The 25,953-nt window shown below is 49.9% G+C and carries 22 protein-coding genes; 11 read left to right on the top strand and 11 right to left on the bottom strand.

Annotation, left to right across the window (positions count from 1 at the left end; translation table 11 throughout):
• Positions 1–41 precede the first annotated feature (41 nt).
• From DUW71_RS00260 to DUW71_RS00270, 3 genes are read right to left on the bottom strand one after another with little or no spacing between them, the layout of a single operon-like run.
• A complete protein-coding gene (locus tag DUW71_RS00260) occupies positions 42–878 on the bottom strand; it encodes a GGDEF domain-containing protein (RefSeq protein ID WP_119393228.1) in 837 nt (278 codons plus the stop codon).
• A gap of 1 nt (position 879) precedes the next feature.
• Positions 880–1,641: a hypothetical protein gene (locus DUW71_RS00265; RefSeq protein WP_158583806.1), complete on the bottom strand. Its 762-nt coding sequence runs from the start codon at positions 1,639–1,641 to the stop codon at positions 880–882.
• Positions 1,642–1,686: 45 nt separating this feature from the next.
• Entirely contained in the window at positions 1,687–3,360 is a 1,674-nt protein-coding gene (locus DUW71_RS00270; protein ID WP_158583807.1) for a GGDEF domain-containing protein, read from the bottom strand.
• A gap of 343 nt (positions 3,361–3,703) precedes the next feature.
• On the opposite strand from DUW71_RS00270, the gene fusA reads away from it, so the two are divergent.
• Both fusA and DUW71_RS00285 read left to right on the top strand, forming a co-directional pair.
• Positions 3,704–5,791, top strand: a complete 2,088-nt coding sequence (gene fusA / locus DUW71_RS00275) for an elongation factor G (RefSeq protein WP_119393231.1) — start codon at positions 3,704–3,706, stop codon at positions 5,789–5,791.
• A 340-nt stretch (positions 5,792–6,131) separates the two neighbouring features.
• Positions 6,132–9,374 (top strand): S8 family peptidase, encoded by a 3,243-nt coding sequence (locus DUW71_RS00285; protein WP_158583808.1) that lies wholly within the window; start codon positions 6,132–6,134, stop codon positions 9,372–9,374.
• A 19-nt stretch (positions 9,375–9,393) separates the two neighbouring features.
• On the opposite strand, the gene gloA2 is transcribed toward DUW71_RS00285, so the two are convergent.
• The 4 genes from gloA2 to DUW71_RS00305 form a co-directional block, all read right to left on the bottom strand.
• The gene (gene gloA2 / locus DUW71_RS00290) at positions 9,394–9,813 is read right to left on the bottom strand and encodes an SMU1112c/YaeR family gloxylase I-like metalloprotein (protein WP_119393234.1); all 420 of its coding nucleotides are present in this window, start codon (positions 9,811–9,813) and stop codon (positions 9,394–9,396) included.
• Between the two features lie 12 nt (positions 9,814–9,825).
• Entirely contained in the window at positions 9,826–10,260 is a 435-nt protein-coding gene (locus DUW71_RS00295; RefSeq protein ID WP_119393235.1) for a DUF1801 domain-containing protein, read from the bottom strand.
• Between the two features lie 191 nt (positions 10,261–10,451).
• Positions 10,452–11,279: a hypothetical protein gene (locus DUW71_RS00300; protein ID WP_119393236.1), complete on the bottom strand. Its 828-nt coding sequence runs from the start codon at positions 11,277–11,279 to the stop codon at positions 10,452–10,454.
• 55 nt (positions 11,280–11,334) lie between these two features.
• Complete coding sequence (locus DUW71_RS00305) at positions 11,335–13,143, bottom strand: ABC transporter transmembrane domain-containing protein (RefSeq protein ID WP_119393237.1); 1,809 nt, start codon at positions 13,141–13,143, stop codon at positions 11,335–11,337.
• A 110-nt stretch (positions 13,144–13,253) separates the two neighbouring features.
• On the opposite strand from DUW71_RS00305, the gene DUW71_RS00310 reads away from it, so the two are divergent.
• Entirely contained in the window at positions 13,254–14,078 is an 825-nt protein-coding gene (locus DUW71_RS00310; RefSeq protein WP_119393238.1) for a putative RNA methyltransferase, read from the top strand.
• On the opposite strand, the gene bioA is transcribed toward DUW71_RS00310, so the two are convergent.
• On the bottom strand, positions 14,041–15,318 hold the full coding sequence (bioA, locus tag DUW71_RS00315; RefSeq protein WP_119393239.1) for an adenosylmethionine--8-amino-7-oxononanoate transaminase: 1,278 nt from the start codon (positions 15,316–15,318) through the stop codon (positions 14,041–14,043). The two genes, DUW71_RS00310 and bioA, sit on opposite strands and share 38 nt — an antisense overlap.
• Before the next feature lie 86 nt (positions 15,319–15,404).
• Here bioA and DUW71_RS00320 point away from each other — a divergent pair, with 86 nt between their 5' ends.
• The 5 genes from DUW71_RS00320 to DUW71_RS00340 all read left to right on the top strand — a co-directional run bounded on the left by DUW71_RS00320 (position 15,405) and on the right by DUW71_RS00340 (position 19,906).
• Complete coding sequence (locus DUW71_RS00320; protein WP_119393240.1) at positions 15,405–16,433, top strand: aminotransferase class I/II-fold pyridoxal phosphate-dependent enzyme; 1,029 nt, start codon at positions 15,405–15,407, stop codon at positions 16,431–16,433.
• Positions 16,427–16,999, top strand: a complete 573-nt coding sequence (locus DUW71_RS00325) for an alpha/beta fold hydrolase (protein WP_119393241.1) — start codon at positions 16,427–16,429, stop codon at positions 16,997–16,999. Before DUW71_RS00320 ends, DUW71_RS00325 begins: the two co-directional genes overlap by 7 nt.
• Positions 16,996–17,700, top strand: a complete 705-nt coding sequence (locus DUW71_RS00330) for a methyltransferase domain-containing protein (protein ID WP_119393242.1) — start codon at positions 16,996–16,998, stop codon at positions 17,698–17,700. The genes DUW71_RS00325 and DUW71_RS00330 overlap by 4 nt, the downstream gene beginning before the upstream one ends.
• Positions 17,693–18,325 (top strand): dethiobiotin synthase, encoded by a 633-nt coding sequence (bioD, locus tag DUW71_RS00335; RefSeq protein WP_119393243.1) that lies wholly within the window; start codon positions 17,693–17,695, stop codon positions 18,323–18,325. Before DUW71_RS00330 ends, bioD begins: the two co-directional genes overlap by 8 nt.
• 138 nt (positions 18,326–18,463) lie before the next feature.
• On the top strand, positions 18,464–19,906 hold the full coding sequence (locus DUW71_RS00340) for a hypothetical protein (RefSeq protein WP_119393244.1): 1,443 nt from the start codon (positions 18,464–18,466) through the stop codon (positions 19,904–19,906).
• Positions 19,907–19,922: 16 nt separating this feature from the next.
• Here DUW71_RS00340 and rlmM read toward each other — a convergent pair whose 3' ends face one another.
• Positions 19,923–20,948, bottom strand: coding sequence for a 23S rRNA (cytidine(2498)-2'-O)-methyltransferase RlmM (gene rlmM / locus DUW71_RS00345; RefSeq protein WP_119393245.1), 1,026 nt, complete (start codon positions 20,946–20,948; stop codon positions 19,923–19,925).
• A 212-nt stretch (positions 20,949–21,160) separates the two neighbouring features.
• Complete coding sequence (locus DUW71_RS00350; protein ID WP_119393246.1) at positions 21,161–22,042, bottom strand: hypothetical protein; 882 nt, start codon at positions 22,040–22,042, stop codon at positions 21,161–21,163.
• Between the two features lie 280 nt (positions 22,043–22,322).
• Between DUW71_RS00350 and sodB the strand changes: the two genes are divergently transcribed.
• From sodB to gloA, 3 genes are all read left to right on the top strand, one after another.
• Positions 22,323–22,907: a superoxide dismutase [Fe] gene (sodB, locus tag DUW71_RS00355; protein ID WP_119393247.1), complete on the top strand. Its 585-nt coding sequence runs from the start codon at positions 22,323–22,325 to the stop codon at positions 22,905–22,907.
• Between the two features lie 143 nt (positions 22,908–23,050).
• Positions 23,051–24,178, top strand: coding sequence for a 1-acyl-sn-glycerol-3-phosphate acyltransferase (locus DUW71_RS00360; RefSeq protein ID WP_119393248.1), 1,128 nt, complete (start codon positions 23,051–23,053; stop codon positions 24,176–24,178).
• Between the two features lie 349 nt (positions 24,179–24,527).
• Positions 24,528–25,076, top strand: coding sequence for a lactoylglutathione lyase (gloA, locus tag DUW71_RS00365; protein ID WP_119393249.1), 549 nt, complete (start codon positions 24,528–24,530; stop codon positions 25,074–25,076).
• 270 nt (positions 25,077–25,346) lie between these two features.
• Here the strand turns inward: gloA and DUW71_RS00370 are convergent, their stop codons facing one another.
• Positions 25,347–25,844 carry a hypothetical protein gene (locus DUW71_RS00370; protein WP_119393250.1) on the bottom strand — a complete coding sequence of 166 codons (498 nt, stop codon included), beginning with the start codon at positions 25,842–25,844 and terminating at the stop codon, positions 25,347–25,349.
• Positions 25,845–25,953: the final 109 nt, after the last annotated feature.

Raw genomic sequence — 25,953 nt, forward strand, 5'->3', positions numbered from 1 at the left:
GCACCTCATTAAAACAAACCGCGCCAACGAGCGCGGTTTTTTTACGCCCGTACAATCGTGTTTTTACCATTATCCTTGGCCTTTAATAGGGCATTATCCGCCCGCTTATACGCATGCAACCATCCTTCTTCAGGGTCAATTTTCGCAACCCCCATACTAATGGTGGCGCCAAATAGAGAGTCGGCCGCGCCATTTATAGCATCAATTAAATCATCGGCTAAGCGACAGCTCACCATGTCATCGCACTGAGCAACAATTAAAAACTCATCCCCACCCCAGCGCGCCAAAATATCTTCGCCTCGTAACCGACTCTGCAACGTACCGGCAATGGCTTTTAGCACCGCATCACCGGTTGGGTGGCCCAGGGTATCATTGATGTTTTTAAAGCTATCCACATCAATAATCATCAAAGTAAACACTTCGCTACTGCGCAGTGACCGGCTAATCACTTGATCAAGCATTGGCTCTGCCGCGTGGCGATTTAACACAGACGTTAACCGATCGATCGTGGCCAATTCATGTAAATGTTCGTTCGCCTCTCGTAACTGTACTTGCAAGGCCGTTAAGGCTCTTGCTTTATAGGTCAGCTCGACACTAATTTTTTGTTGGCGCCAAAGGGCGACCATAAAAAACGCAGCGCCGCCAAAAACAAACCAAAGCGTAAAGGCTATTTGCTGATGATATTTTTGAGTAAATGACAATGGCTCATTGACGACGATCGCACCGAGCGACTCGTAGTTAAGCTTCAAACGATTTATCACGCCGCCATCAAGAATAGAGCGAACCGCTAAGTAATCATCCTCTGTTTGTAATGTGCCCGCAGCATAATCCTTGACCGCTGCTACCACACTATTTGCAATGGTATCGGTATCTTGCATGTTACCTCCTACCACTCCAGCCCCAATGAAACTTGAGTAAAAAAACGTATATAGGCGTAACGGTATTAGCGGCAACTTGCTCGATATAGTGACGCGGGATAACAGATCTACCAGATGGTTCGGTAAACACCGCAGTATAAAATATGGCGGTATCAGCTGCTAAATTGGCAACCTGGTCAATCGAGTTAGCAAGGGAGTAATCCTGCCAATACTCAAACGTGATCTGGCTTTGTTGTAAATTCTTTTCCAGCTCATCTTTAACCAGGTTGGTAAACGCTGTGTCCTCACCAATGACAACAACTTTCTTGAGGTTTGGCTGATGCGCCCTTGCAAATGCTAGGTTTCTCACTACCGCCATTTGAAAATCAGGCGTTAACATCACATCATGCGCGTCAATCTCAAAACTGTCGGTTGCGCTATAAACCGCTAGACCAGCATTGGCAAACAAGGTATCGCGGTAGTTCAGCACAAACTCGGTTGCAGAGTTGTTCATCCCAACAACAACATCAAACTGATCGAGTTCATATTTAGCCGACAAATACGTCGACCATACATCATCGCTAACATTAGGTAAGCGCTGCGTATCCAAGTACTCAACAAAAAAGTCAATGCCGCGACCGTAACGAATCAAGCCACCATCAATTGCTCTTTGAAAGGGCATATGGGGATTGGTGCCATGAATGACCAGCACAGTAGTGGCACTAGCGAGAGAGCTGACTGATAAAAGCAAAATAAATAAGATACGCAAAACGGCGTCACTCAAGCATTGAATAACCTCACTATAGCCAAGATTTTGCCTGAACACTTTTCAGCCCATACTGAAAGATTTAGTCGAGGCAAACTTAACGTTATTCTTGCCGGTAGATTTCACCTGGTATAAGGCCTCGTCGGCTTGTTTAAATGCATGCTCCCAGGTTTCGCCGTTTTTAAGGGGTGCACCACCAATACTAATGGTAATACGAGGCTCAACGAGTGCTTGCTCAATAGTTCGACACAAGCTTTTCGCAACGGCAGCAGCACCTTCAAGCTCAGTATTGCTAAGTAAAACCACAAACTCTTCACCACCCCAGCGCGCTACCATATCGCTATCGCGAACGCCTTTAACTAGTGCATTCGATACACCAACTATCGCTTTATCTCCCACGTCATGACCGAATTTGTCGTTGACTTGTTTAAAGTCATCAATATCCACAATAAGCAGCACTGCAGGCGTGTGGTAACGACGCAAACGACTAATGGCTTCTTGCAACATGGGCTCAGCAGCTTGCCGGTTGAGCAAGCCAGTTAATGAGTCGTACAAAGCTAGCTCTTGTAGCCGCTCGTTGGCGATGGTTAGTTCAGACTTCAACCGATTAAGTAAGATGTTCTTCTGCTTCAGCTGCAGGTTGTACCAGCGCTGATAAAGTAGCCAAGCAATAAACAAAACCAGTGCAGTAGCTAGTGCAACGAACAACAACTCAAACAACTTCGGATACTTTTCAACTAAGCTCTTTGGTTCATTCAGCATTAGTGCGCCAGCCGGTAACCTACTAGGATCCAACCGGAAAGACTTCATGGCGGATGCATCAAACATTGGCACTTCAGCACGATACTCTCTACTCAATCGAGCATCTTCGAGTAGGTCGATACCAGCATTCATCATTGTTTGTGCAACGAGCTCGGAATCGAACAAGTAGCCGCCAATGGCACCGGTCTCCATGAAACTGCTATAAAGTGTATATACAGGTGCAGATGACAATTCAACGACACGCCTAGCAACCTGCTTGGGTACATATTGATTACCTTTGGTATCGGAGAATACCAGCGACATAAAAATTGCTGATGAGCTTGGCAAAGACAATACTGCTGACTCCATTTCTTCCAATGTAAATCGGCGCATCACCTCTACTTGAACGCTAGAACCTTCAAATACTTGCCTAATGCTGTCATCAATTTCGCGGTCAACAAACGTAGGCCCTTCGATAATAAGCACGTTAGTTAACTCTGGCTGCAAGGTGTGGGCAACTTGCATGGTTTGCTGCACCGACGCACCAAAGTCGGGCGAAATAAGTGCTTCGGTTTCCGCCAAAGGGATGTCGAGCATGCTGTAGTGCACTCTAATCTCGCTAATGCGATTAAACACCTCTTCGTGGTCTTTCACCAACAAACTTGCAGCACTAGAATTTAGCAGGATGAAATCGATTCCCTGCCCCTCATAACGCTCAAGTAGATATTCAACAAAGCTGTCTTGTGACTGATGGGAAAGGCGCTCGGCATCTAGGTACTCATTAAACAGCACTACATCTTGCTGCGGCCAATCCAGTACCCCATTGGTAAACCCCTCAACCCAAGGCAAGTGACTCTCGTACGAATGTACTGCCAATACTCGCAACTGCGCCTGTGCTTGGCTAGCAGCTAGTACACCCAACCCCAACAGCAGAATCACTGACAGTGGTTGGTGCCACTTAATTGAATACCCTATCCTCACAGAAATTAGCTCCATGCTCATTAGCGCCATGCAGTTTAGCTTACAAGCATAAAAACACAGCATATAACGGCCATAATGTTGTTTTTTTTGTTTAACAGACGATCAAATCCCTTGAACATTTAGTCAATTCACACTATGTTTGCCGCACTAAATTTAACTAGGTGAAGAGGAGCTTTTCACCTAGCTGCGGAACAACGCATTGAATACGGTTACTACCAGTGCTGCATAGGTTGAAGCATTGGGAGCTTGCCGTATTTTTTCGTTTACTTGGCACAAACCACAGGTTGGCATACCAATTGTGTAGGTTTATGCCGTATAATGTGCCGCGTTTTTTGAAACCTGAAAGCCGAGAGCAGCAATGACTGATTTATCGAAATACAGAAACATCGGTATCTTTGCCCACGTAGACGCGGGTAAAACTACCACAACAGAGCGTATCCTTAAGCTGACTGGTAAAATCCACAAGCTTGGTGAAGTACACGAAGGTGAATCAACGACTGACTTCATGGAACAGGAAGCAGAGCGTGGTATTACGATTCAGTCTGCTGCTGTAACTTGTGCGTGGAAAGACCACCGCTTAAACATCATTGACACACCAGGGCACGTTGACTTCACCGTTGAAGTTTACCGTTCTCTTAAAGTACTAGACGGCGGCATCGGCGTATTCTGTGGTTCTGGTGGTGTTGAGCCTCAGTCTGAAACGAACTGGCGCTATGCGAACGATTCTGGCGTATCTCGCTTGATCTTCGTTAACAAACTAGACCGCCTAGGTGCAGACTTCCTACGCGTTGTAGACCAAGTTAAAAACGTTCTAGCGGCTAACCCACTAGTTATGACGCTACCAATTGGTCGCGAAGACGAGTTCTCTGGTGTTGTAGACCTACTAGAAAACAAAGCTTACATTTGGGACGAGTCTGGCCAGCCAGAAAACTACGAAATCACTGACGTTCCAGCTGATATGGAAGACGAAGTGGCTGAATGGCGCGAGAAGCTAATCGAAAGCGCTGTTGAGATCGACGACGACCTAATGATGGCGTACATGGAAGGCGAAGAGCCATCTATCGAAGACATCAAGCGTTGTATCCGTAAAGGTACACGTGACCTAACATTCTTCCCTACGTTCTGTGGCTCTGCTTTCAAGAACAAGGGTATGCAGCTAGTACTAGACGCAGTTGTTGACTACCTACCAAGCCCAACTGAGGTTGATCCACAGCCGCTTACAGACAAAGAAACTGGCGAGCCAACTGGTGAAGTAGCGACTGTAGACGCAGACCTACCACTAAAAGCACTAGCGTTCAAAATTATGGACGACCGTTTTGGTGCCCTAACGTTTATCCGCATTTACTCTGGCCGCATGAAGAAGGGTGACACCATCCTTAACTCTGCGACTGGCAAGACTGAGCGTATCGGCCGCATGGTTGAGATGCAGGCTGATGAGCGCAACGAGCTAACTGAAGCACAAGCTGGTGACATTATTGCCGTTGTTGGCATGAAGAACGTTCAGACTGGTCACACACTATGTGATCCGAAGCACGAATGTACGCTAGAAGCCATGATCTTCCCAGACCCAGTAATCTCGATTGCAGTGGCACCAAAAGACAAAGGCGCATCTGAGAAGATGGGTGTTGCGATTGGTAAGATGGTTGCTGAAGATCCATCATTCCAGGTTGAAACGGACGAAGATTCAGGTGAAACCATCCTTAAAGGCATGGGTGAACTTCACCTAGACATTAAGGTAGACATCCTGAAGCGTACTTATGGCGTTGAGCTAGAAGTAGGTCAGCCACAGGTTGCATACCGCGAAACCATTACTAAGCCAATTGAAGATAGCTACACGCACAAGAAGCAATCTGGTGGTTCTGGTCAGTTCGGTAAGATCGACTACCGTATCAAACCAGGTGAGCAAGGTTCTGGCTTCACGTTTACTTCAACAGTTGTTGGCGGTAACGTACCTAAAGAGTTCTTCCCAGCAATTGAGAAGGGCTTCAAAGAGATGATGCAAACGGGTGTACTAGCTGGCTTCCCAGTACTAGACGTTGAAATCGAGCTTTACGATGGTGCTTACCACGCGGTTGACTCGTCTGCAGTAGCATTTGAGTTGGCAGCGCGTGGCGCATTCCGCCAGTCTATCCCGAAAGCAGGTGCACAACTTCTTGAGCCTGTGATGAAGGTTGACGTGTTCTCTCCAGAAGACAACATTGGTGATGTGATTGGTGACTTGAACCGTCGTCGTGGCATGATCAAAGACCAAGAGCCAAACGCGACTGGCGTACGTGTTAAAGCGGATGTTCCACTATCTGAAATGTTCGGTTACATCGGCCACCTACGTACTATTACGTCAGGCCGTGGTCAGTTCTCTATGGAGTTCAGCCACTACGCGCCGTGCCCGAATAACGTTGCAGAAACAGTTATCGCGGAAGTTAAAGAGCGTAACGCTAAGAAGTAATCTTCTTACCGCTCTAAGAAACGCCCAGCTCATGCTGGGCGTTTCTATTTGTGCCCAGCCAGTATTCATTCATACAAAAGCCTAACACTGGCTACAATTCTTTCCACGCGCCTAATTATGCCAACCTGTTCTCATAGTTAGCGCTAAATATCTCACACAAACTTCCGCTGTTAATCAGATAAGTGAGCACTAATTCTCAATACCCAAAAGCATACACGTAGTTATCCTTTTACAGCCTACCCTCAAGTGTTATTGCGGCTTTACATTGGTTTGTTTACATTGTTCGCGCGATAACAATGTAAACGAGCAGGACTGCTCGTAGGAGACAACAACAATGCGAATGAAGCTCATCACAGCCGCCATAGCCAGCACCACGCTGTTTATGACAGGCTGCCAGGTGACTGATGGTAATGGCAACCCTATTGCCGTTATCACTACGTCACAACCAAGCGCGACCGCAGAGCCGACGGCGACTTCTGTCCCGACTGCTGCACCAACTGCAACGCCAACTGCGACAGCAACACCGACCGCGACAGCAACACCGACTGCTACTGCAACACCGACCGCGACAGCAACACCGACTGCTACTGCAACGCCTACTGCGACAGCAACACCGACTGCGACAGCAACACCGACTGCGACAGCAACGCCGACTGCGACAGCAACACCGACTGCGACAGCAACACCGACTGCGACAGCAACGCCGACTGCGACAGCAACTCCGACTGCTACAGCAACTCCGACTGCTACGCCTACCTCTGCACCGGTACAGTGTGAGGCGCCAGAATTTAACCCTGCAGTATGGGCAACATACAAGCTTGGTACACTAGTAACTTACCAAGGCAATATTTATAAGCTCGTCAGCCTTGGCAATGCCTATTGGGCACCAGACTCAGCGCCAGGCTCTATTGCTTGGGAACTAGTTGACAACTGTGGCGATACACAACCAACGCCAACCCAGGCACCGACTGCAACGCCGACAGCCACACCAACACAGGCGCCGACTGCAACTCCAACTCAGGCGCCTACTGCAACACCAACAGCTACGGCAACACCAACGCAGATTCCGACCGCAACACCAGCACCAAACAACCCTGGTATTACGCCAACGGTCATTGTTGCCCCACAAGACCCAGCCTGTGCGTCGGCAAAACCATATCAAGCCGGAAGCAGATATAGCCAAGGCGACTTTGTTACCTGGGTGAACAGCCGAACTCAATTAACCGAAGTTCATAAATGCATCAGCTCAGTATGGTGCAGTAGCTCAGGTTATGGTCCAGGAAGCATTTATCGAAACGGCGTATGGGAGCTGCAAGACCAGTGCAATGGCACAGTCACGTTAAGCGGCCAGGCTTTAATCGCCGACTACTTCCAAGTAGACAGCGATACCCCGAATCCAAAAGCAACATTTGTTGATAACCACTCAACGGTTGACCGTTACCAGCCAGTCAATGAACTGGATGAGATTGCAGGCCATGTAGACAAAGCCAGCGACCCTGCCGATGTGTTCACCAGCCAGTTAACAGCGGGCACCAGCATTTTGTTAACGCTTGCCGACACTGCCGCTAACTTTGACTTATATCTTGTTGATCTAAACGGCAACATTATCGATTCATCACTGGGCAATAACCAAGTTGAAGCAGTCACAGTTCCAACAACTGGCGAATACCGTGTAGTGGTAGAAGCCAGCCAAGGTAACGGCCTTTATAACCTAGTAATGGGTCAGCAGCCGGAGCAACTGGCGACGGGTACATATAGCGTAACGAGCGACTTCGAAGTTGCCACTGCACTTGTGCACAACCCTGCGCTCATGGAAAGTGCGACAGGTACGCCACTGGTGAACCCAATTGAGGAGATCGAGCTAGCACTACCAGAGTCAACCTCGGTCACTTATGGTTACCAGTTAACCGAAGCGCAAGCAGCGAAAAAAGCCACCTTGCAGGCAATTATTAACAAGCAACAGGTAATGCCAGAGCTATTGGTAGAGCCTAACTACATCTATAAAGCGCTGAATGTGTCTACCAACGACCCTTATGCGTCAAGCTTATGGGGTTTGAGCCAGATTCAAGTACCAGAAGCCTGGCAAATCACTACTGGTAATTCGGTGATTGGGCAAGATGTTGTCGTAGCGGTGATCGACACTGGTAGTGTATTACACCACCCAGACCACGGTGATGTAGTTGATGGCTATGACTTTATCAGCGACCCTGACCGTGCGCGCGATGGCGACGGCCGCGATAATAATGCTGACGACATCGGCGACAGCTCACAAAACCCAAGCTGGCATGGCACGCACGTAGCTGGCACCATTTCAGCCAAAGCCAACAATGGCATTGGGATTGTTGGGGTAAGCTGGAATGCCAAGATTATGCCACTGCGAGCGCTTGGTCAGAATGGTGGTTCACTGCGCGATATTGCCGATGCTATTTATTATGCCGCTGGCATTCGCTCGGGTAACGGCCCGGTACCAAGCCGTAAAGCCGATATTATCAACATGAGCTTAGGTGGCGAAGGCGAGAGTGAAATTTATCGTCAAGCGGTTGCGGCAGCGCGCCAGCAAGGTGTTATTGTTGTGGCCGCAGCCGGTAACGATGGCGACTTCCGCTTTAACTACCCAGCTTCAACACAAGGCGTTATCTCTGTTGGTGCAACAGGTAACGACGGCAAGCGGGCTTACTACTCGAACTACAACAGCCAAGTAGATATTTCTGCGCCAGGTGGCAACCGTCGTGTCGACAGCCGTATTATGTCGCTGATTGCTGAAAATGACCGTGCTCGCACACCAACTTATGCGGCCTACCAAGGTACATCGATGGCAACACCTCATGTTGCGGGCGTGATTGCATTGATGAAAGCAGTGAACCCAGACCTAACGCCAGATCAGGTTGATGAGCTCATTGCCAGCGGTGCAATTGTTGATGACTTGGGCGCACGTGGGCGTGACAACGAGTTTGGCCATGGCCAAATTAACGCAGTGAAAGCTGTTCGTGCAGCACAAGACATGGCTGTGCCGCAAGATGGCTTAGTGTTCGACACCCGTGAACTGCGCTTTGATGTCAACACCGACACTCTAACGCTAAACATTAGCACCCGCGGCGCTGGCGAACTGGCATCAATCCGCGCAAACCAAAGCTGGTTGAGCATTACGCCAAACAATGTTACAGCCGATGGCCTAGGTGACTACCAAGTTGCGATTGACCGTTCACAGCTAACCACTGGTGTTTACCAAGCACAAGTGACCGTGACCGATAAAGCGAACAACGAGTATCCAGTATCGGTGATCGCATCGGTACGCGTGGCGACTCGTATTGGTGGCGATGTCGGCGCGCTGGAGTTAGTTGTTCTCAACAGCCAAACGAATGAACTGGCTGCGAGCCAAACACTAACGGCGGAAAACGGCTACCGCTGGAGCTTGCCAATTAACCGTGGCACCTACCAAGTTCTGATTGGTGGCGACATGAATGGCAATAACACCATTTGTGAAGCGTACGAGCCATGTGGCATGTTGCTTAACGGCAACACGATGCGCGACCTACCGCTGCAGAGTGATGTAGAAGTGTACTTGCCAATTACGCTTCGTTAAGGCCTTCCATGCCTAGCAGTCAGCACTTAGGTGCTGACTGCACCACCTCGTATAGCTCCAACGGCAGGCCATCGGGGTCGGCAAAAAAGGTAAATCTTGCTTGTGTATAGGGGTCAACCCGCACGGGCTCCACCGCTACCCCTGCTGCTTCTAAGTGGGACACCCACGCATCTAAATCATCGATAGCAAACGCCAAATGGCGAAGCCCCTGCGCTTCTGGACGTGAAGGCCGTTTGGGGGCACCAGGAAAGCTAAACAGCTCAATTTGGCGGCCATCTGCTAGGGCTAAGTCTAACTTGTAAGAATCACGCTCGGCGCGGTAGTTTTCGGCAATCACTTGCAGGCCTAAGATACGGCAGTAGAAAACTTTGCTGCGCTGGTAGTCGCTAGCAATAATGGCAATGTGGTGGATCGCCAACGGTGGTGCTGAATTGGTCATGGAATTATCAGGTTATGGACGAAAGTCCCACTGTACCTGATATCTTTGGTTCATTTCATCTACACCACGCTGAATAATTTCCTTAAGCACACCTAGATCGACATGCTCTAAACGGGTGAGGTACAAGCAGCCTTTACCAATTTTGTGCTTGCCTAAGCGGGATAACTCGTCTGTTAGGTCTTGATAGCCTGGCATGACATAACAAACCAGATTTGCCTTGCGCACAGCCATACCAGTAGCAAAAAACTGCTCTTCTGATTTTCCGCAAAGATACGTATAACGCCCAAAACCAATCAAACTATCGCCCCAGACAACAGGCGTTGCGCCAGTCACCTCAGTAATCAAAGACAACAGGGCTTCACCGTCTGCCTTGCGAAAATCCGGCGCATTGGCGTTATGAATCACTTCCAGTGGGTCAACGTGAGTGGGCTGAGTTTTATTAGCCATGCGAACACCATATATGGATTATAAGTAGGTTGCACGGCGCGTGTTTTTGCACCGGGCAACTCGTATTGCCACCGATCAATGTTTCCCGAACCTGCGGTTCGTTAAACCTACTATAGGTTGCACGGCGCGTTTTTGCCGAGCAACTCGTATCGCCATCGATCAATGTTTCCCAAACCTGCGGTTTGTAAAACCTACTGCACTGCCGTTTTACTATCCGATAATTGTTTGCCAAGTGTTGCGAGCATGCCTTTTACGGCTTGCTCGTTACCGGTTGATTTTTTCGCAACCGCCGCAGCTATCGCGTATAGATCTTCGCAGAAGGCGCGGTACTCGCTTGGTTCTTTTTCTTTCAGCAAGGTTTGTGCTTTTTGAATACCAGCCAACACCTCGAGTGGTGTTTTTGGCGAATGAGCAATAATTTCCTGCATCAGCGGGCCAGCATGAGCGAGCGCCAACTGAGTGACCTTGCCTTCCGCTTTCGTTGGATCGGCTAGGTATTTAGAGAACACCGCGAGCTTTTCATCATCATAATTGCCATCGGCACCGCCAATGGTAACAAATGCCAACACAGGCGCTTTCACGATGTCTAACCACTGCAGGCGGGTGAATGGGCCTACTGCACCTAAGCGGCTTTGAACTTGGCGCGCCATAATTGGGCGGTCGAAGGCGACCGGGTTGCCATCTTGCCAAGTGTAACGCTGAGCAATCACAGCCCCCTGTGCATCTTGGTCGGAACCAAACTCAACCATAATGGCTTTGTACTTTTCGCCTTCTACGCCAACTTCGGCGTCCCACACCACAGCATACAAAGATAGCTCATCAACCTTGTCGTTGATTAGGTTTTGCGCCTCGGCAAACGCCTCTTCTAGGCTGTTGGCAGTGAGCGGGTCTGTTTTTGGTTCGTTGTCACCTTGCTGGGTAAATAGCAAAGGTTGAAATACTTTTTGTTGGTCAAGCACGCTTAAACTGCGGCTAAAGGCAGTTTCAATAAACGACTCAAGAGCTTCTGAATTAATCACCTAACGTGCTCCTATTTCTTTTGTTTTTCGTTGTGCACTTTACTGCTTTTTTTATCTAGATGCTGCTATTGGCAACAACTTTTTGATCTAAGTCCGGCTTTTCTGGTGTTGCTTGCTCGTTAAACTGCAAGCTTGCCAACTTGGCATACAGCTCAGACGATTGCATCAGCTCGTTATGGCTCCCCTGAGCTTTGAGCTCACCGTCCTGTAGCAACAGAATTCGGTCAACATTTTTCACTGTGGCCAGGCGGTGGGCGATAATAATGGTGGTACGCCCCTGCATCAGTTTTTCTAGTGCTTGCTGCACTAAGTGCTCGCTTTGCGCGTCGAGCGCACTGGTTGCTTCATCGAGTAACAGCAACTCAGGATTCGCCAAAATGGCGCGCGCAATCACAATGCGCTGCTTCTGGCCGCCACTTAGGCGCACACCATTCTCACCTAAATAACTGCCATAGCCTTCGGGCAAACGCTCAATAAACTCATGCGCATTGGCCGCTTTTGCCGCCGCCAATACTTGTTCATCACTGGCGTTGGGGTTGCCATAGCGAATGTTGTGCCAAACATCAGCGCTAAACAATACCGGCTGCTGTGGCACCAATGCAATGTGTTGGCGAATATCGGCCAGCGATTGCTCTCGCACATCCACTTGGTTTATCGCAATACTGCCTTGCTGCGGGTCATAAAAGCGCAGTAGTAGCTCAAATAAAGTTGATTTACCCGCCCCACTTGGGCCCACTAATGCAACGGTTTCGTTACGGGCAATGGCCAGCGTTAAGGCATTCAACGCTTTCTCGTTTGGCCGGCTTGGATAGCTGAAGTTAACCTGGTCAAAACTAACATGGGTGGGCGCGTTAAAGTTCGGCGCAAGCGGCGCTTGTGGCGATTGAATATCAGACTCCACAGCAAGCAGCTCCATTAACCGCTCGGTTGCCCCGGCGGCACGCTGCAGCTCGCCTATAATTTCTGAGATCGACGCCACCCCCATTGCGACCATTACAGCATAAAACAAGAAAGCCGCTAACTCACCACCACTCATAGCGCCGGTCATCACATCGCGGCCACCAATCCACACCATAAAACCAATAGCAATGAACGACAGCGAAATGGCAACGGCAATCAGTGCTGCACGCTGGCGAATGCGCGCTTTGGCAACATCGAGCGCGGCATCCACTTCAGTATTAAACGCTTGGTTTTCAAAATCTTGTCGGTGATAGCTTTGCACCACCTTCATTTGCTGAATAATCTCACCAGCGTAGGTGCCCACATCAGCAATACGATCTTGGCTAGATTTCGACAGCTCGCGCACACGCTTGCCATAAATAATGATAGGTAGCAGTACAATCGGCACACTTAGTAGCACAATGGCCGTGAGTTTAATGTTGGTAATCAGCAACATCACAATGCCCACCAACATGGTTAAAAATGAGCGCAAGGCGAACGACACCGACGACCCAATAATGGATTGCAATAAGGTGGTGTCGGTCGTTAAGCGCGACATAATTTCGCCGCTGCGGTTTTCTTCAAAATAACTAGGGTGCAGGGTGACCAAGTGGCGGAAAACCGAACGGCGAATATCCGCCGTTACGTACTCGCCAAGCGAGGTGACCCAATAAAACCTCAGGTAGGTGGCAACAGCCAATACAACAACTACAGCCACCATAATAATCAGCGCTTGGTTTAACACCTCTAGCGACTGAGCAATGAGTCCCTGATCGATCACCACTCGCAAGCCCTGACCAATTGAAGCGTTGATTGCAGTGGTGACCAACAGCGCTGCCAAAGCGGCAAACAGGCGCATTCGGTAAGGTTTGATATATGGCCAAAGGTTGCGCAAAACGCTGATTGGTCGTTTTTGATCTGCCATCACTGAGACTCCAGCTGATACTAGGGGTGGTGTTATTTTGGCAGGATAACACCCTGTAATGTTGTATTATGGGGGCATGTTGAGTGAAATCGAGTCAGAACAGGATTTTTATGCCCATTGCGTTCATTTGCCCTCATTGCCAAGCACCATTGCAGCCATCCAACAGCCAATGGTGCTGCAGTAACCAGCATAGCTTTGATGTGGCAAAACAAGGGCATATCAACCTACTTGCAGTTCAACAAAAGCGCAGTAAACAACCGGGCGATTCAAAAGAAATGGTCGCAGCGCGCAGGGCTTGGTTGGCAAAAGGCTACTACCAGCCAATTGCCAATGCGCTAAGCGAATTGATCGAAAATAACAGCACAGTGCTCGATGCTGGCTGCGGTGAAGGCTACTATTTAAGCCAGCTATTGGCCGCTAAAAACATAGATGCTGTGGGTAACGACATTTCTAAGTTTGCCGCAGCCGTGGCGGCGAAGCAGTGCCCTGCGGCGCAAATACTGGTGGCCAGCAACAAAGCCTTGCCAATTGCTGAGCACTCCTTCGACTATATTGTGTGCGCCTTTGGCTTTCCCGTATGGCACGAGTTTCAGCGCTTACTCAAACCCGGTGGCAAGCTAGTTTTGGTAAATAGCACCAACCAGCATTTATATTCGCTGCGCGCTGCCCTATACGAACAGGTGATTGAAAAGCCCGAAGCTCAGTTGCCTGCGTTTCTAACCTGCGAACACGAGCAGGTGCTGACTTATAGCATAGAAGGCCTAGATGCGAGCGAAGTGCAAGCGCTTGCTGTTATGACACCGCATTGGTTCAGAGCCAAACAAGCAGCGCGTGAAGCCCTAATTGAGCAGCCACCAAGCGCCATTGAAGTCTCGGTACGGCTGCAAGTTTGCCAGTTTAACGCGTCTGCTGATACTGCTGCAGCACCCGAATAAACCGCTCTACAAGCAAAGCTTGCTCGCTGTCATTGAGTAAATAAGGCGGCATCATGTAAACCATGTTGCCAAATGGGCGCAGCCAGATGCCATGGCTCACGGCAAGCTTGGTGAAGCTTGCCATATCCACTGGCGCTGTTAAGTCGACAGCAATGATATTGCCGAGTGTGCGTACCTGGCTTACACCAGCAATGGCCTCAATAGTAGACAACGCCGCTTGGTAGCGGGCATTCATAGTGCTCACCCGTGCTTGCCAAGGGTAGCTTTCTAATAGGCGAATGCTGGCACCTGCCACCTTACAAGCCAATGGGTTAGCCATAAACGTTGGCCCATGCATCAAAACACCAGCCGGTGAGGCACTCATTTGTTGAGCAACCTTGCTGGTGGTAACCATAGCGGCCATTGTCATGTAACCACCGGTTAGGGCTTTACCGATACAAATGACATCGGGAACAATGCCAGCGGTTTGGCAAGCAAACCACTGCCCGGTACGGCCAAAACCCGTCGCGATTTCATCTGCAACCAGCAAGATATCCAACTCATTACACAGTGCCCGCAAGCGGCGCAAGTATTCGCTATGATATGGCTGCATTCCCCCAGCGCCTTGCAGCAGGGGCTCAACAAACACACCAGCAATCTCATCTTGCTGCGCTAGCAAAGTTTGTTGCCATTGCTGCCAAATGTCTTCGCTGAACTCTGCTGTTGGGCGCGGCAAAAAACAGTGCTGAGCTAACATGCTATTAAACATTGAGTGCATGCTTTTATCTGGGTCACACAGTGACATGGCGCCAAAGGTATCACCATGATAGGCCCCTCGCAGAGACGCCATTTTTCTGCGCTTCGGGCGCCGCTTCGCCATTTGATATTGCAGTACTAATTTTAGCGCCACCTCGATGGATACCGAGCCTGAGTCGGTGAAGAAAAACCGAGTTAGCCCAGCAGGCAGGTGCTGCATTAACTGTTCTGCTAGCTCAGCTGCCGGTGCATGCGTTAAGCCACCAAACATAACATGAGAAAACGACTCGACTTGCTGATGCAGGGCCTGATTAAGCAGCGGATGGTTATAACCATGAATACAAGCCCACCAGGAAGCCATGCCATCTAGCACTTCGCCATGGTTAGCGATCGTAATTTTGGCGCCTTTAGCGTGTGTGACCACATACTGACTAGCACTGCCCATTGCCGCATACGGATGCCATAAATGCTCGGCGTCTATCTGTTTAACCTGATTACTATTCATACTTTTGTAAACTACTTATTTAAATTACATTGACTAAATAACGGCAAAAACTATCGTAGTCGGCGAGTGGAAGTCGAGGAAGAAATATGAATTTAGCTAGCAAGGTTTCTAACCAGCTTTACCAGCGAACAAAATTAGAGCTAAATCGAACAGCAACAGTGCACAACAGCAAACTTCACGACTTTGCCAGCAACAACTATTTAGGCCTGGCCAACCAGACAAGCCATTCAAACAAAGCTTGTGGTGCGGGCGCTTCAGTGATGGTGAGTGGTTACCATAAAGCCCAGCAAGCACTTGAAGAAGCCATCGCCGACTACCTCAACATGCCAGCAGTTATGGTGTTCGCCAGTGGCTACCAAGCCAACCTTGGCGTACTGCAAGCCTTGCTCGACAAAAACGACTTTGCCCTAGCAGACCAGCTTTGCCACGCTTCCATTCTCGACGGCCTAAAGTTAAGCGGCGCCCAATGGCGGCGCTTTCGTCATCAAAACTACGAGCACCTAGCACAGCGCGTGCACAGCAAACCGTGTCAGCTAGTGATCAGCGAAGGCTTATTTTCAATGGATGGCGATTGGCTAAACCTAGAAGCATTTGCTGCCAGCAGCCCAAATAGCTGGCATATGGTGGATGACGCACATGGTTTTATGTTGCGACCGTTGGCAAGCAAACACCTAGACCTTTATGTTGGCACTTTTTCAAAAGCCGTTGGTTGTGTTGGCGCCTTTGTTGCGGCTAGCCAGCCATGCATTGAGTATTTACGCCAGTTTGCCAATAGCCATATTTACAGCACGGCCTTACCCCCTATGGTGATTGAGCAAATACATCATAACTTCCAACTTGCTCAAACCGGTGAGCGCCAAGCAAAGCTACAACGCAACATAGATATTTGGCAGAAGGCAACTGGGACCGTTACCAACTCGCCTATTCAAACCATTTCGATGCCAAACAATCAAACACTACTGACCAAACACACCACGTTATTGCAGTTAGGTTACCTAACAGGCGCCATTCGTCGCCCCACCGTCAAAACCCCTAAGCTGCGCATTACACTTAGTTCAAATCAGAGTGAAAAGGCAGTCAATCAACTTGCTGAGCTGGTGATGGAAACATGCTAACGCGCGTAGCAAAAACAGGCAGCAAACCCTATTTATGGGTTCCAGGTTTTGCTTACGACTGGCGAATATTTAACCAAGCCATTGCCACGCGCCCAGGTGAACACTGGGCAACACAGTGGTCAGCCGAGCTAGACCTACACAGCTACTGCGAACAGATACTGGCGGCTATGCCAGAAAACTGTGCCGTGACTGGTTGGTCATTAGGCGGTGCGGTAGCCATGCAGCTAATACCAAAGAGTTGCAGCACCACGGTGTTGGCATGTGGGCAGAGGTTTTGCCACCCACAGGGTATTAGCAATGCAGCACTGCGGGCATTTAAACGCTTATTAGCCCGCTCTCCAGAAGAGGCATTAGCTAGGTTTCAAACTTGGTGCGACTACGACACAGCACCACAAGTGACCGACAAGCCTACCCTGCTAAACACTCTAGATTGGTTAGAAAAATATGAAATTACTCACTGGCACAACGCACGACGCGTGTATGCCAAACAAGACAAACTGGTCATAGCAGAGGGACATTGCGAACTAGTTGAAGGTGGACATGCAAGCGTACTGGAGCACCTATGAACAAGACTGCGCAACAATTCGAACGAGCGGCAGAACATTATCACGAGCACGCCGTTATTCAGCAATGGGTTCGCGACGACATGCTGGCGCAACTGGGTGCAACACAGGGCTTATGGTTAGATGTTGGCTGCGGCCCACAAGTACAAGCACTAGGCGATGACTGCATTGGCATCGACCTAGCCTATTACCGTGGCAGCACCCGAGTGCAAGCCTGCACTGAAGCCATTCCTTTGCAAAACAAATCGGTGCACGGCATTTTTTCCAACATGGCATTGCAGTGGTGCGAGCAGCCGTTAAATGCCATTGATGAATGGGCTCGTGTATGTAAGTTAGGCGCCAAAATAGCCTGCAGTGTTACCTGCGCTGGCAACTTCGCCGAACTTGTTCACGCCTACAATAAGGTTGGCTTACCCTGCCCAGTTCAACCAACGCTTCCGGCAACCGCCTGGGTGTCGTTATTTGGGGCAAAGTTTTCCTTAATTCATCATCATGTGCACAGCTACCAACTGCAGTTTGACAACATTCGCGACCTAATGCAGCACATAAAAGAAACCGGTGCCAATGCGCCTACACAAGACTCCGGCATTCGCAGCCAAACGGCCTTAGAGCGCCTAGAAAACAGCATGCAACGCACCGAAACAGGCAAGCTGCCACTTACCTATAAAGTCGTTAGCCTTACTGCTATTAAATCTTATGACTAAACGCTATTTCATAACCGGCACCGATACCGAAGTGGGAAAATCCTTTGTAACGGCTGCCCTGCTCGCTCGCGCCGCACAGCAAGGGCGCAGCGCCTTTGGCTTTAAACCAATCGCCGCTGGTGCAACCTGGCACAACGGCGCCTTAGAAAATGAAGATGGCCAATTGCTCCAACAGTACAGCTCACCAAGTTACGATTATTCTGTGCACAACCCCATAGTATTTGCTGACCCCCAGTCACCGCATTTATGCCAAGCCACCAGCCTACAAAGCCTTATAAACCTAAGCCAGCAAATACCGCCCGCCGACTACCAATTAATAGAAGGCGCTGGCGGCTGGTTTGTTCCCATCAACGAGCAACAAACCCTAGCCGATTACGCCAATGCATTAAATATACCTGTGATACTGGTGGTGGATATCAAACTTGGTTGCATCAACCATGCGCTACTGAGCGCCCAGGCGATTGGCAGCAAGTTAGCAGGCTGGGTTGCGAATAATCGCCATGGCAGCAACCAAAACATGATTGACTCGATTGCCACAAGACTCACCGCCCCCTGCCTAGGCACCTTAGGGCAAACAACCATTAACCACGCCGCAACACTTATCCAATTCCCAGACGAGCGTTAGGCTTATCATCTCCCCGTTTATTATTCGTTACTGGAACCGGTTCAAAAATAAATAATATAGTTGCGCCCCTCGCTAGCAGTTTTAACCGAACTGCGCTAGGTTAGCGATCAGTTTTTGATCAGTGATAGAGAGATTCTGGTGCGCGTTATTTTTTTATTGTTGATGGCACTCCCGTTTAGTGCACTAGCCATGCAAGGGTTTATTGCTTATTCACAAGGCGAGAACGAGGTTATTTACGACCCGATAAACGGCGCTGCGTTCACGAATACCTTGAACTGGAGCGTAGGTGTTTGTAAGGAGGCCAACGGCCAGCCCGTCCGACTGTTTGTCGACTTTGAATCACTTTCCACCAGTACCGGTGTGGTGATTAATCGCCAACGGTTTGCCCCCAGCCACCCTTTCGCCATAAATAACCTGCCCGACAACTTAGCCGACGCCATCACAAGCTGGCAGGCCGACATTTATTATGCTGGCTACAAAATGGGTACCTTCACCTCTGAAACAGTGAGCTCGGGCGACCATTGCGCTAACGCCCAAGGCGTGGCGCAGGCACAGCAAACACTTAACACACTGGTTGCCAATATTGAGCGCACCAGCAGCTTAGCCCAAGTGTCTTTGCGCAACGTTAAAGTTACTCAGAGCAATGTTGCCGACCGCTACTATAACGAAGCCAGGCTGCGCTACGACAATGCTCGCCAAAACCTTGCCAGCGAAGCCAAGCCTAGTGCTTCAGCGGAGCCAGTTGAACCCCCTGCTTCCTCAGTTGCGAGAGCATCAAATGCAGAAACTGTTGCTGTGGGCAATGTTGAACCAAATACTGTTGCAACACCACAAGCTAAACCAGTGCCCCCCATGCCACACAACATATTGCAACCAGTGCCATACAAACCACAACCCATCATGCAACCAATTTGGGCAGATACCAACCTAGCACACAACAGTTACACCGCCATGCTGGGTGCACTGACCGTGTTGGAAGGAATAGGCAACGATAGCTGGCAAGATGAACGCAACCGCAATGTGCTCACGCTGGCTGCCCTGGCCGGTGTTGCCACTGCAATACAGCAACTAGATGGTGACCAACAAAACCTAATAGGGCTGACTACCTCTAGCCTTGACCCTTGGTTTTTTGAGGTTAGGCAAAGGTTCTACGGCATTGAGCTCACCACTATGAAGCATTTACCTAGTAGCAGAGCATTTGGCGCAACCATCGTGCAAGACTTCAGCATGAACTGGAACCTTTCTGGGCTCAACTACCGCTATGTGAACAATAATCAGCAAGTAGAAAGTGGCAGTAGCATGTTGAACTTGGCGGTGTCGGGCGATGTGGGCGTTTGGTATCAACCAAGTTGGCATAATATTGAACGGCTGTCGGTCACCACAGACGTAATAGCCTTCGAAGCGCTAGACAACCAAAATAACCTAGTTGTATTAGGCAAGCCGCTGGGCAAACAGCGCTTAGCGGGCATTCCCTTGCCGATAGACAGCCTGCGCATTACCACCGACCTAACAAGCGGCCTAAGTATTGCCACGACAATTGGCGTAACAACGCCCCGCTGGGGCATTGCCTTAGAATGGTAACGCTAAAAAGTAAGCCCTAGCGCGGCGCAATAACAACCGTGATTTCTTCGCGGTCGTGATACAGCTGTTTAGCGCGCACCAACAAGCCTGGGCTGATGCCATTATTGATACGCGCCAGCGCATCTTCCACGGCTTGCCAGCGCTTTTTCATTGGTAGTTTTAGGTTAAACATAGCTCGGCGACACAGCTGATTGTCGATCCAGAAGGCCATTAAATCGGCCACGCGGCTCGGCTGCTCGACCATATCGCACACCAGCCACTCAATTTGCTTTGGTGGCTGCCACGAGAAACCGTCGGCTTTGACGTGCTCTACCTGACCGGTTTCCATTAATTCTGGATCCATTGGCCCGTTGTCGACGGCATATACCCGCGCACCTCGACGCACAAGCTGGTAGGTCCAACCACCCGGGGCCGCACCCAGATCAACACACCACTGACCGCCCATTGTTTGGGTGATATCTGGTGCTAATACGCGAAACGCTTCATCGAGCTTTAACGTACTGCGACTAGGCGCTTTATTTGGGAACTTTAAGCGCACTATGCCCATTGGCCATTCCGGCAACTGTGGCGACATGGCCACAACAGCACTGGTTTCTGAGGTAAACACAAGGTGCAACCAAGGCAGGGAGGTATCTTCTTTATCACTCAGCCAACCGGCTTTGCGCAGCGCATTGCGCATTGGGTTGGTAAGCTTTTTACACAGCGTGCTTAGTGGGCGCAACGCATCGGCGTCGGAGGCCTCGATGCGCACACCACCGTATTGTTGTTTGCCTTTACCGGGCAATGCTGCCAGTACGGCCGATACTCGGTCTTCGCGCGGAAGCTCTGGTACATCGGCAAGAATCCACAAGGCTTGGCGAGCAAAGACTAGGTTGGCAATTGCATTTTGGTCGACATGAAATGGTTGAAACCCATACCAAAATACCTGCCCTGCCCCTGTTTTTGGATACCCAACTAAGCCATACTTAGGTAGCTTACTGGCAACCTCGGCAGCGAGGTCGGCCTCAAATCCGGGGCGTACATGAAAGATTAGGCCTTGCACAATGACTCCTAATGGCAAAAACCACGCTTGTCCATTTTGCAAACGTGGCGAATTAACAATAAAACGAGATTTTATCTGGTTACAGGTAGGTTGCACCACCTGTTTAGCTCGTGGGCCTAGCGCTTACTCGCGCAAACGAGCAATGCATCGCTGGCGAGCGCGATGCAAGCTCGCCAAACCTAGCCAATAAACCTATCTAATAAACAGTGCAGCTAGTTTGCTGCTGGCGACTCTAACTGCAACTGTAAGGCGCTAATGCGCTGCGACAACTCAATACGTGAAGCATCCATCACACTAATCCATTGGCTTAATGTCATATCGCTACCGGCAGCCGCCGACAACCGATTAATTTGCTCTTCTAGCGCTTCAACCGCCAACCTAAGCTCTAACACCTGTGCCTGCGCTGTTTGCTGCTGGGCGCTAATGTTGCTTAGCATTTCGGCATTAGGCAGGTTATTAATTTGCGCCTGCACTCGGTTAATGGCCTGATTTTGGGCCGACGTTTGCTCGTTAATTTGGCTTTGCAGCGTAGCCTGCGCGCTCGCAACTCGGTTATCAATTTGGCCGCTAAGTGTGCTGGATAAACCATCTAAAGCCGTAACCTGCGCCGATAGGGTTTCGGCTGTGGCAGCAAGCGTGTTCACATCGGTTTGCAGCGCTTCAATGTTTGGCCGGTTGCGCTTGTTGGATAGATCCCACAGTTTGCGAATTTCCGACAATAAAAATTCGTCTTGTTCTACCAACGCCTCTTGAGATTCCGATGTAGCAACCCCATTATTTTCTAAGTCAGCAATGACGCGGTCGATGCGCTCGGCAATTTGCGTTTGCTGATTGGTAAGCTGTGCTAGTGTTTGGGCTTGCAATTGTTGGCCCTGATACAGTAAAAAGCCACCGGCTGCAGTAGCAATTATGGCAATGATAGCCAATACTGTAGCCAGCTTACCTTGGCTGCTTTTCGGTGCCGGCTTTGTGCGACCAGGGCGTTGCACATTGGTAGGCCTTGGAGCAGAGCTACTAGGCGCTTGCTGCTTAACGGCTGGTTTGCGTGATGAAGGCGAAAAATCGCCTAAACCTGGTTCTCTGCGCTCAGGCATAAAAGGTACTCCGTATCGTTAATGCAGTTACGAAATATTAATAAGTGCCCCAATTGAGAAGAGGGCGCGTACATGACGCAAAAAGCTAGCAATACGTCACTAAAACTTGCGGGAGTATACCCGTGTTCGAAGTTAACCATAACTTCAACCGACATATTGTTACATGCGCAGAACATAATGCACAGAGCGTAAAGCTGACTTGGGCAAGGCTCTAGTAAGAGTTGATACAGCTTTTCGCAGCATATACGTATTTTTAAACGCAACCATCGAGGGATATATCATGGCTTTTGAATTACCAGCACTGCCATATGCAAAAGACGCACTTGAGCCACACATCTCGGCCGAGACTTTAGACTTTCACCACGGCAAGCACCACAACACCTACGTGCAAAAGCTGAACGGTCTAATCCCTGGCACTGAGTTTGAAGGCAAAGAACTAGAAGAAATCATCAAAACGTCTTCTGGTGGTGTATTCAACAACGCTGCACAAATTTGGAACCACACGTTCTACTGGCACTGCCTAAGCCCTAATGGCGGCGGCGCACCAACTGGCGCAGTTGCTGATGCAATCAACGCCAAGTTTGGTTCTTTCGAAAAGTTCCAAGAAGAATTCAACACTGCAGCGGTTAACAACTTTGGTTCATCGTGGACTTGGTTAGTGAAAAACGCTGCTGGCGAACTAGAAATTGTAAACACTTCTAACGCTGGCTGCCCACTAACTGATGCAGGCGTAACCCCACTACTAACCGTAGACCTATGGGAACACGCTTACTACATTGACTACCGCAACGCGCGCCCAACATACCTAGACGCGTTCTGGAAATTGGTTAACTGGGAATTTGTTAACCAAAACCTAGCTGGCTAATTTAGCCCGCCAAAGCTGGGGTTCGCCCCAGCTTTCTGCCCTACCCGTGTAAACAGTTTTTCCAAATTCACCCACTGTTGTGGCTTGTTTGCTGCTAGCAAGTGCGTAGAGTATGCGCCACATTAATACTTCTCTGCCTGTGTATGAGCCAACAAGACCTATTTGAAGACATTCGCCCGTATCGCGACAACGAAGTGCGCGAAATTCTTATTCATTTAACCAATGACCCAGAATTTCACGACACCCTTGCCAAATGGGTAGCCGCCAAGGTTCATAGCACCGCACCAGGCCTAAGCCGCTGGGCCGTTAAACAGTTCTTGCGGTTTTATTTTCGGGGCGTGACCACAGTTGACCAGTTTCAAAGCAAGCTAGAGAAGCCACTAGGCAAAGTAATTAATAGCAGCTCGGCGGGGCTGAGCGTGAGTGGCTTAGACCAGCTCGACCCAAACAAACCTTACTTATTTGTGTCTAATCACCGCGACATTGTGATGGACCCAGCCATGGTAAACTGGACGCTTTACCAAAATGGCTTTCAAACCGTGCGCATAGCCATTGGCGATAACCTGCTGAGCAAACCCTTTGCCTCGCACCTAATGCGCCTAAACAAAAGCTTTATTGTGAAGCGCTCGGTGAAAGGCATGCGCGAGAAGCTCAAAGCCGCCAAGCAGCTGTCGCAATATATTCACCACTGCGTAGTAGAAGAAAACGCCAACGTGTGGATTGCCCAACGCGAAGGGCGCGCCAAAGACGGCTACGACTCCACCAACCCAGCCGTAATTGGCATGTTTTCGCTGAGCAAACCCAAAGACCGCGAGTACGCCAGCTATATTAACGAGCTCAACATCGTACCAGTAACCATTAGCTACGAGCGCAACCCGTGCGACGTGCAACAAGCCAAAGAAATGTACACCAAGGCGTCGCAAGGCAGCTACAAAAAACGCGCCAACGAAGACCTGCGCAGCATTGCCCGAGGCATTACTGGTGACAAAGGCCGTATTCACGTAGCCTTTGGCGAAGTATTACAAGGCGACTTTGAAAACGACGCCGACGTGGCAAAAGCTATTGATCAACAAATACACGCCAACTACCACCTATTCGAAACCAACGAATGGGCCGCCAAAACCGTAGCCGGCGAAGTACTAGACGCCAGCGAAAACATGACCAAAGCCCTAGCCGAAGCCGTTAGCATACTAAACGACGACATCAAACCGTTTTTGCTCAAACAATACGCCAACGCCGTGCAAATGAAACAACAGCAACCACCGCTGTAACAAAGCTGCGTTAAACGCGCATCTTAACCGTCACACCCGCTACTACCGTCACACCCGCTACTACCGTCACACCCGCTTCTCATCCGTCACACCCGCGAAGGCGGGTGTCTAGTTACACGACCCTAATTACACTTCTCATCCGTCACACCCGCTACTACCGTCACACCCGCGAAGGCGGGTGTCTAGTTACACGACCCTAATTACACTTCTCATCCGTCACACCCGCTACTACCGTCACACCCGCGAAGGCGGGTGTCTAGCCACATATACACCACCCTAATCTTACCCCCACCTACAAACCCTCGCCAAAATCATGCACAATTGCCGAAACCATCTAAAAGGAGTGACCATGAGCCGCCATTTCGACCAAGCCGAAGGCCTATGCGAAAACCGCGATCCTGCCACCGAAGGCTTCGTATTCAACCAAACCATGCTGCGCATTGCCGACCCAAAACGCTCACTCGATTTTTACACCCGCGTAATGGGCATGACATTACTTAAGCGCCTAGACTTCGCAGACATGCGCTTTAGCTTGTATTTCCTCACCACAGGCGAAGACTTCAGCGACATCAGCCCAAACGACGCCGAGCGCACCGCGCAAACATTCGGCCGCCCAGCCATGTTAGAACTTACCCACAACTGGGACGACACCGCCGAAACCGCGCAATACCACAACGGTAACAGCGAGCCAAAAGGCTTTGGCCATATTGGCTTTCACGTACCAGACGTAAACGCTGCCTGCGAGCGCTTCGACGAACTAGGCGTAGAATTCCAAAAACGCGCCGACGGCGGCGCCATGAAAGGCCTAGCCTTCATCAAAGACCCAGACGGCTATTGGATTGAAATATTCACCGCCACCGACGTACACAGCATTTGCGAACCGCACTTAAAGAAATAAACAAAAGCCGCAAATGCAACGACACCGTCACACCCGCACCTTAACCGTCACACCCGCGTCTAATCCGTCACACCCGCGAAGGCGGGTGTCTAGTTACAACCTCCCTATTCGCACCTCTTACCCGTCACACCCGCACCTTAACCGTCACACCCGCGAAGGCGGGTGTCTAGTTACAGACTCCCCAATCACACCTCTTATCCGCCACACCCGCGAAGCAAGTAGGTCTGTAAATCATTCGCGAAGCGAATGTTTGCAGACAAAACCTACCAATCAGATCGCTTGGCTCCCACCTAGCCACCTATCAACAACACCCGCCAAATCCTCAACAGCCTCATACATATGATCCTCACCGGGCACCTCAACAAACTCACAACTCGTATCCGCTAGCCAAGCTTTAACCTGCGCCATCGAAGCAGTTTTATCATTTGCTTGCTGAATGATGAGTGTTCGATGACGGGCAACAAACTGCTTCACAAAGTCGCGTTCCGCATCACTTAGCACATTCAGTGGCACGCCAATTAACACCACTTTTTTAGCCCAAGGCTGCTCACTCACAAGTGCCGCCACCAAGCTGCCAATCGACTTAGCCACCACACAATCATAAGTATCCCCAGCAAAACCAGCAGCGATATGTTTAGGATGAACCGCCTCATCACCCCGCCACCAAGGGTACTCAACCACCTCAAATGGCTGCGATAATAAGGACGCAAGCGCTTGCGCCCAAGGCAAATTAGACGCATGACGCCCAGGCAACAGCAGGTTTTTCATTGGGTCGTCCTTTTGAGAGCTGGCGGAGATAAACATTCATCCACCGTATCGAATGGCCATTCTACGGACTGCCTTGCTAGAATAGCAAACGCGGTATGGTGCTAGCTGG

It is taken from the genome of Salinibius halmophilus (assembly GCF_003577475.1).
Lineage (GTDB): Bacteria > Pseudomonadota > Gammaproteobacteria > Pseudomonadales > Natronospirillaceae > Salinibius > Salinibius halmophilus.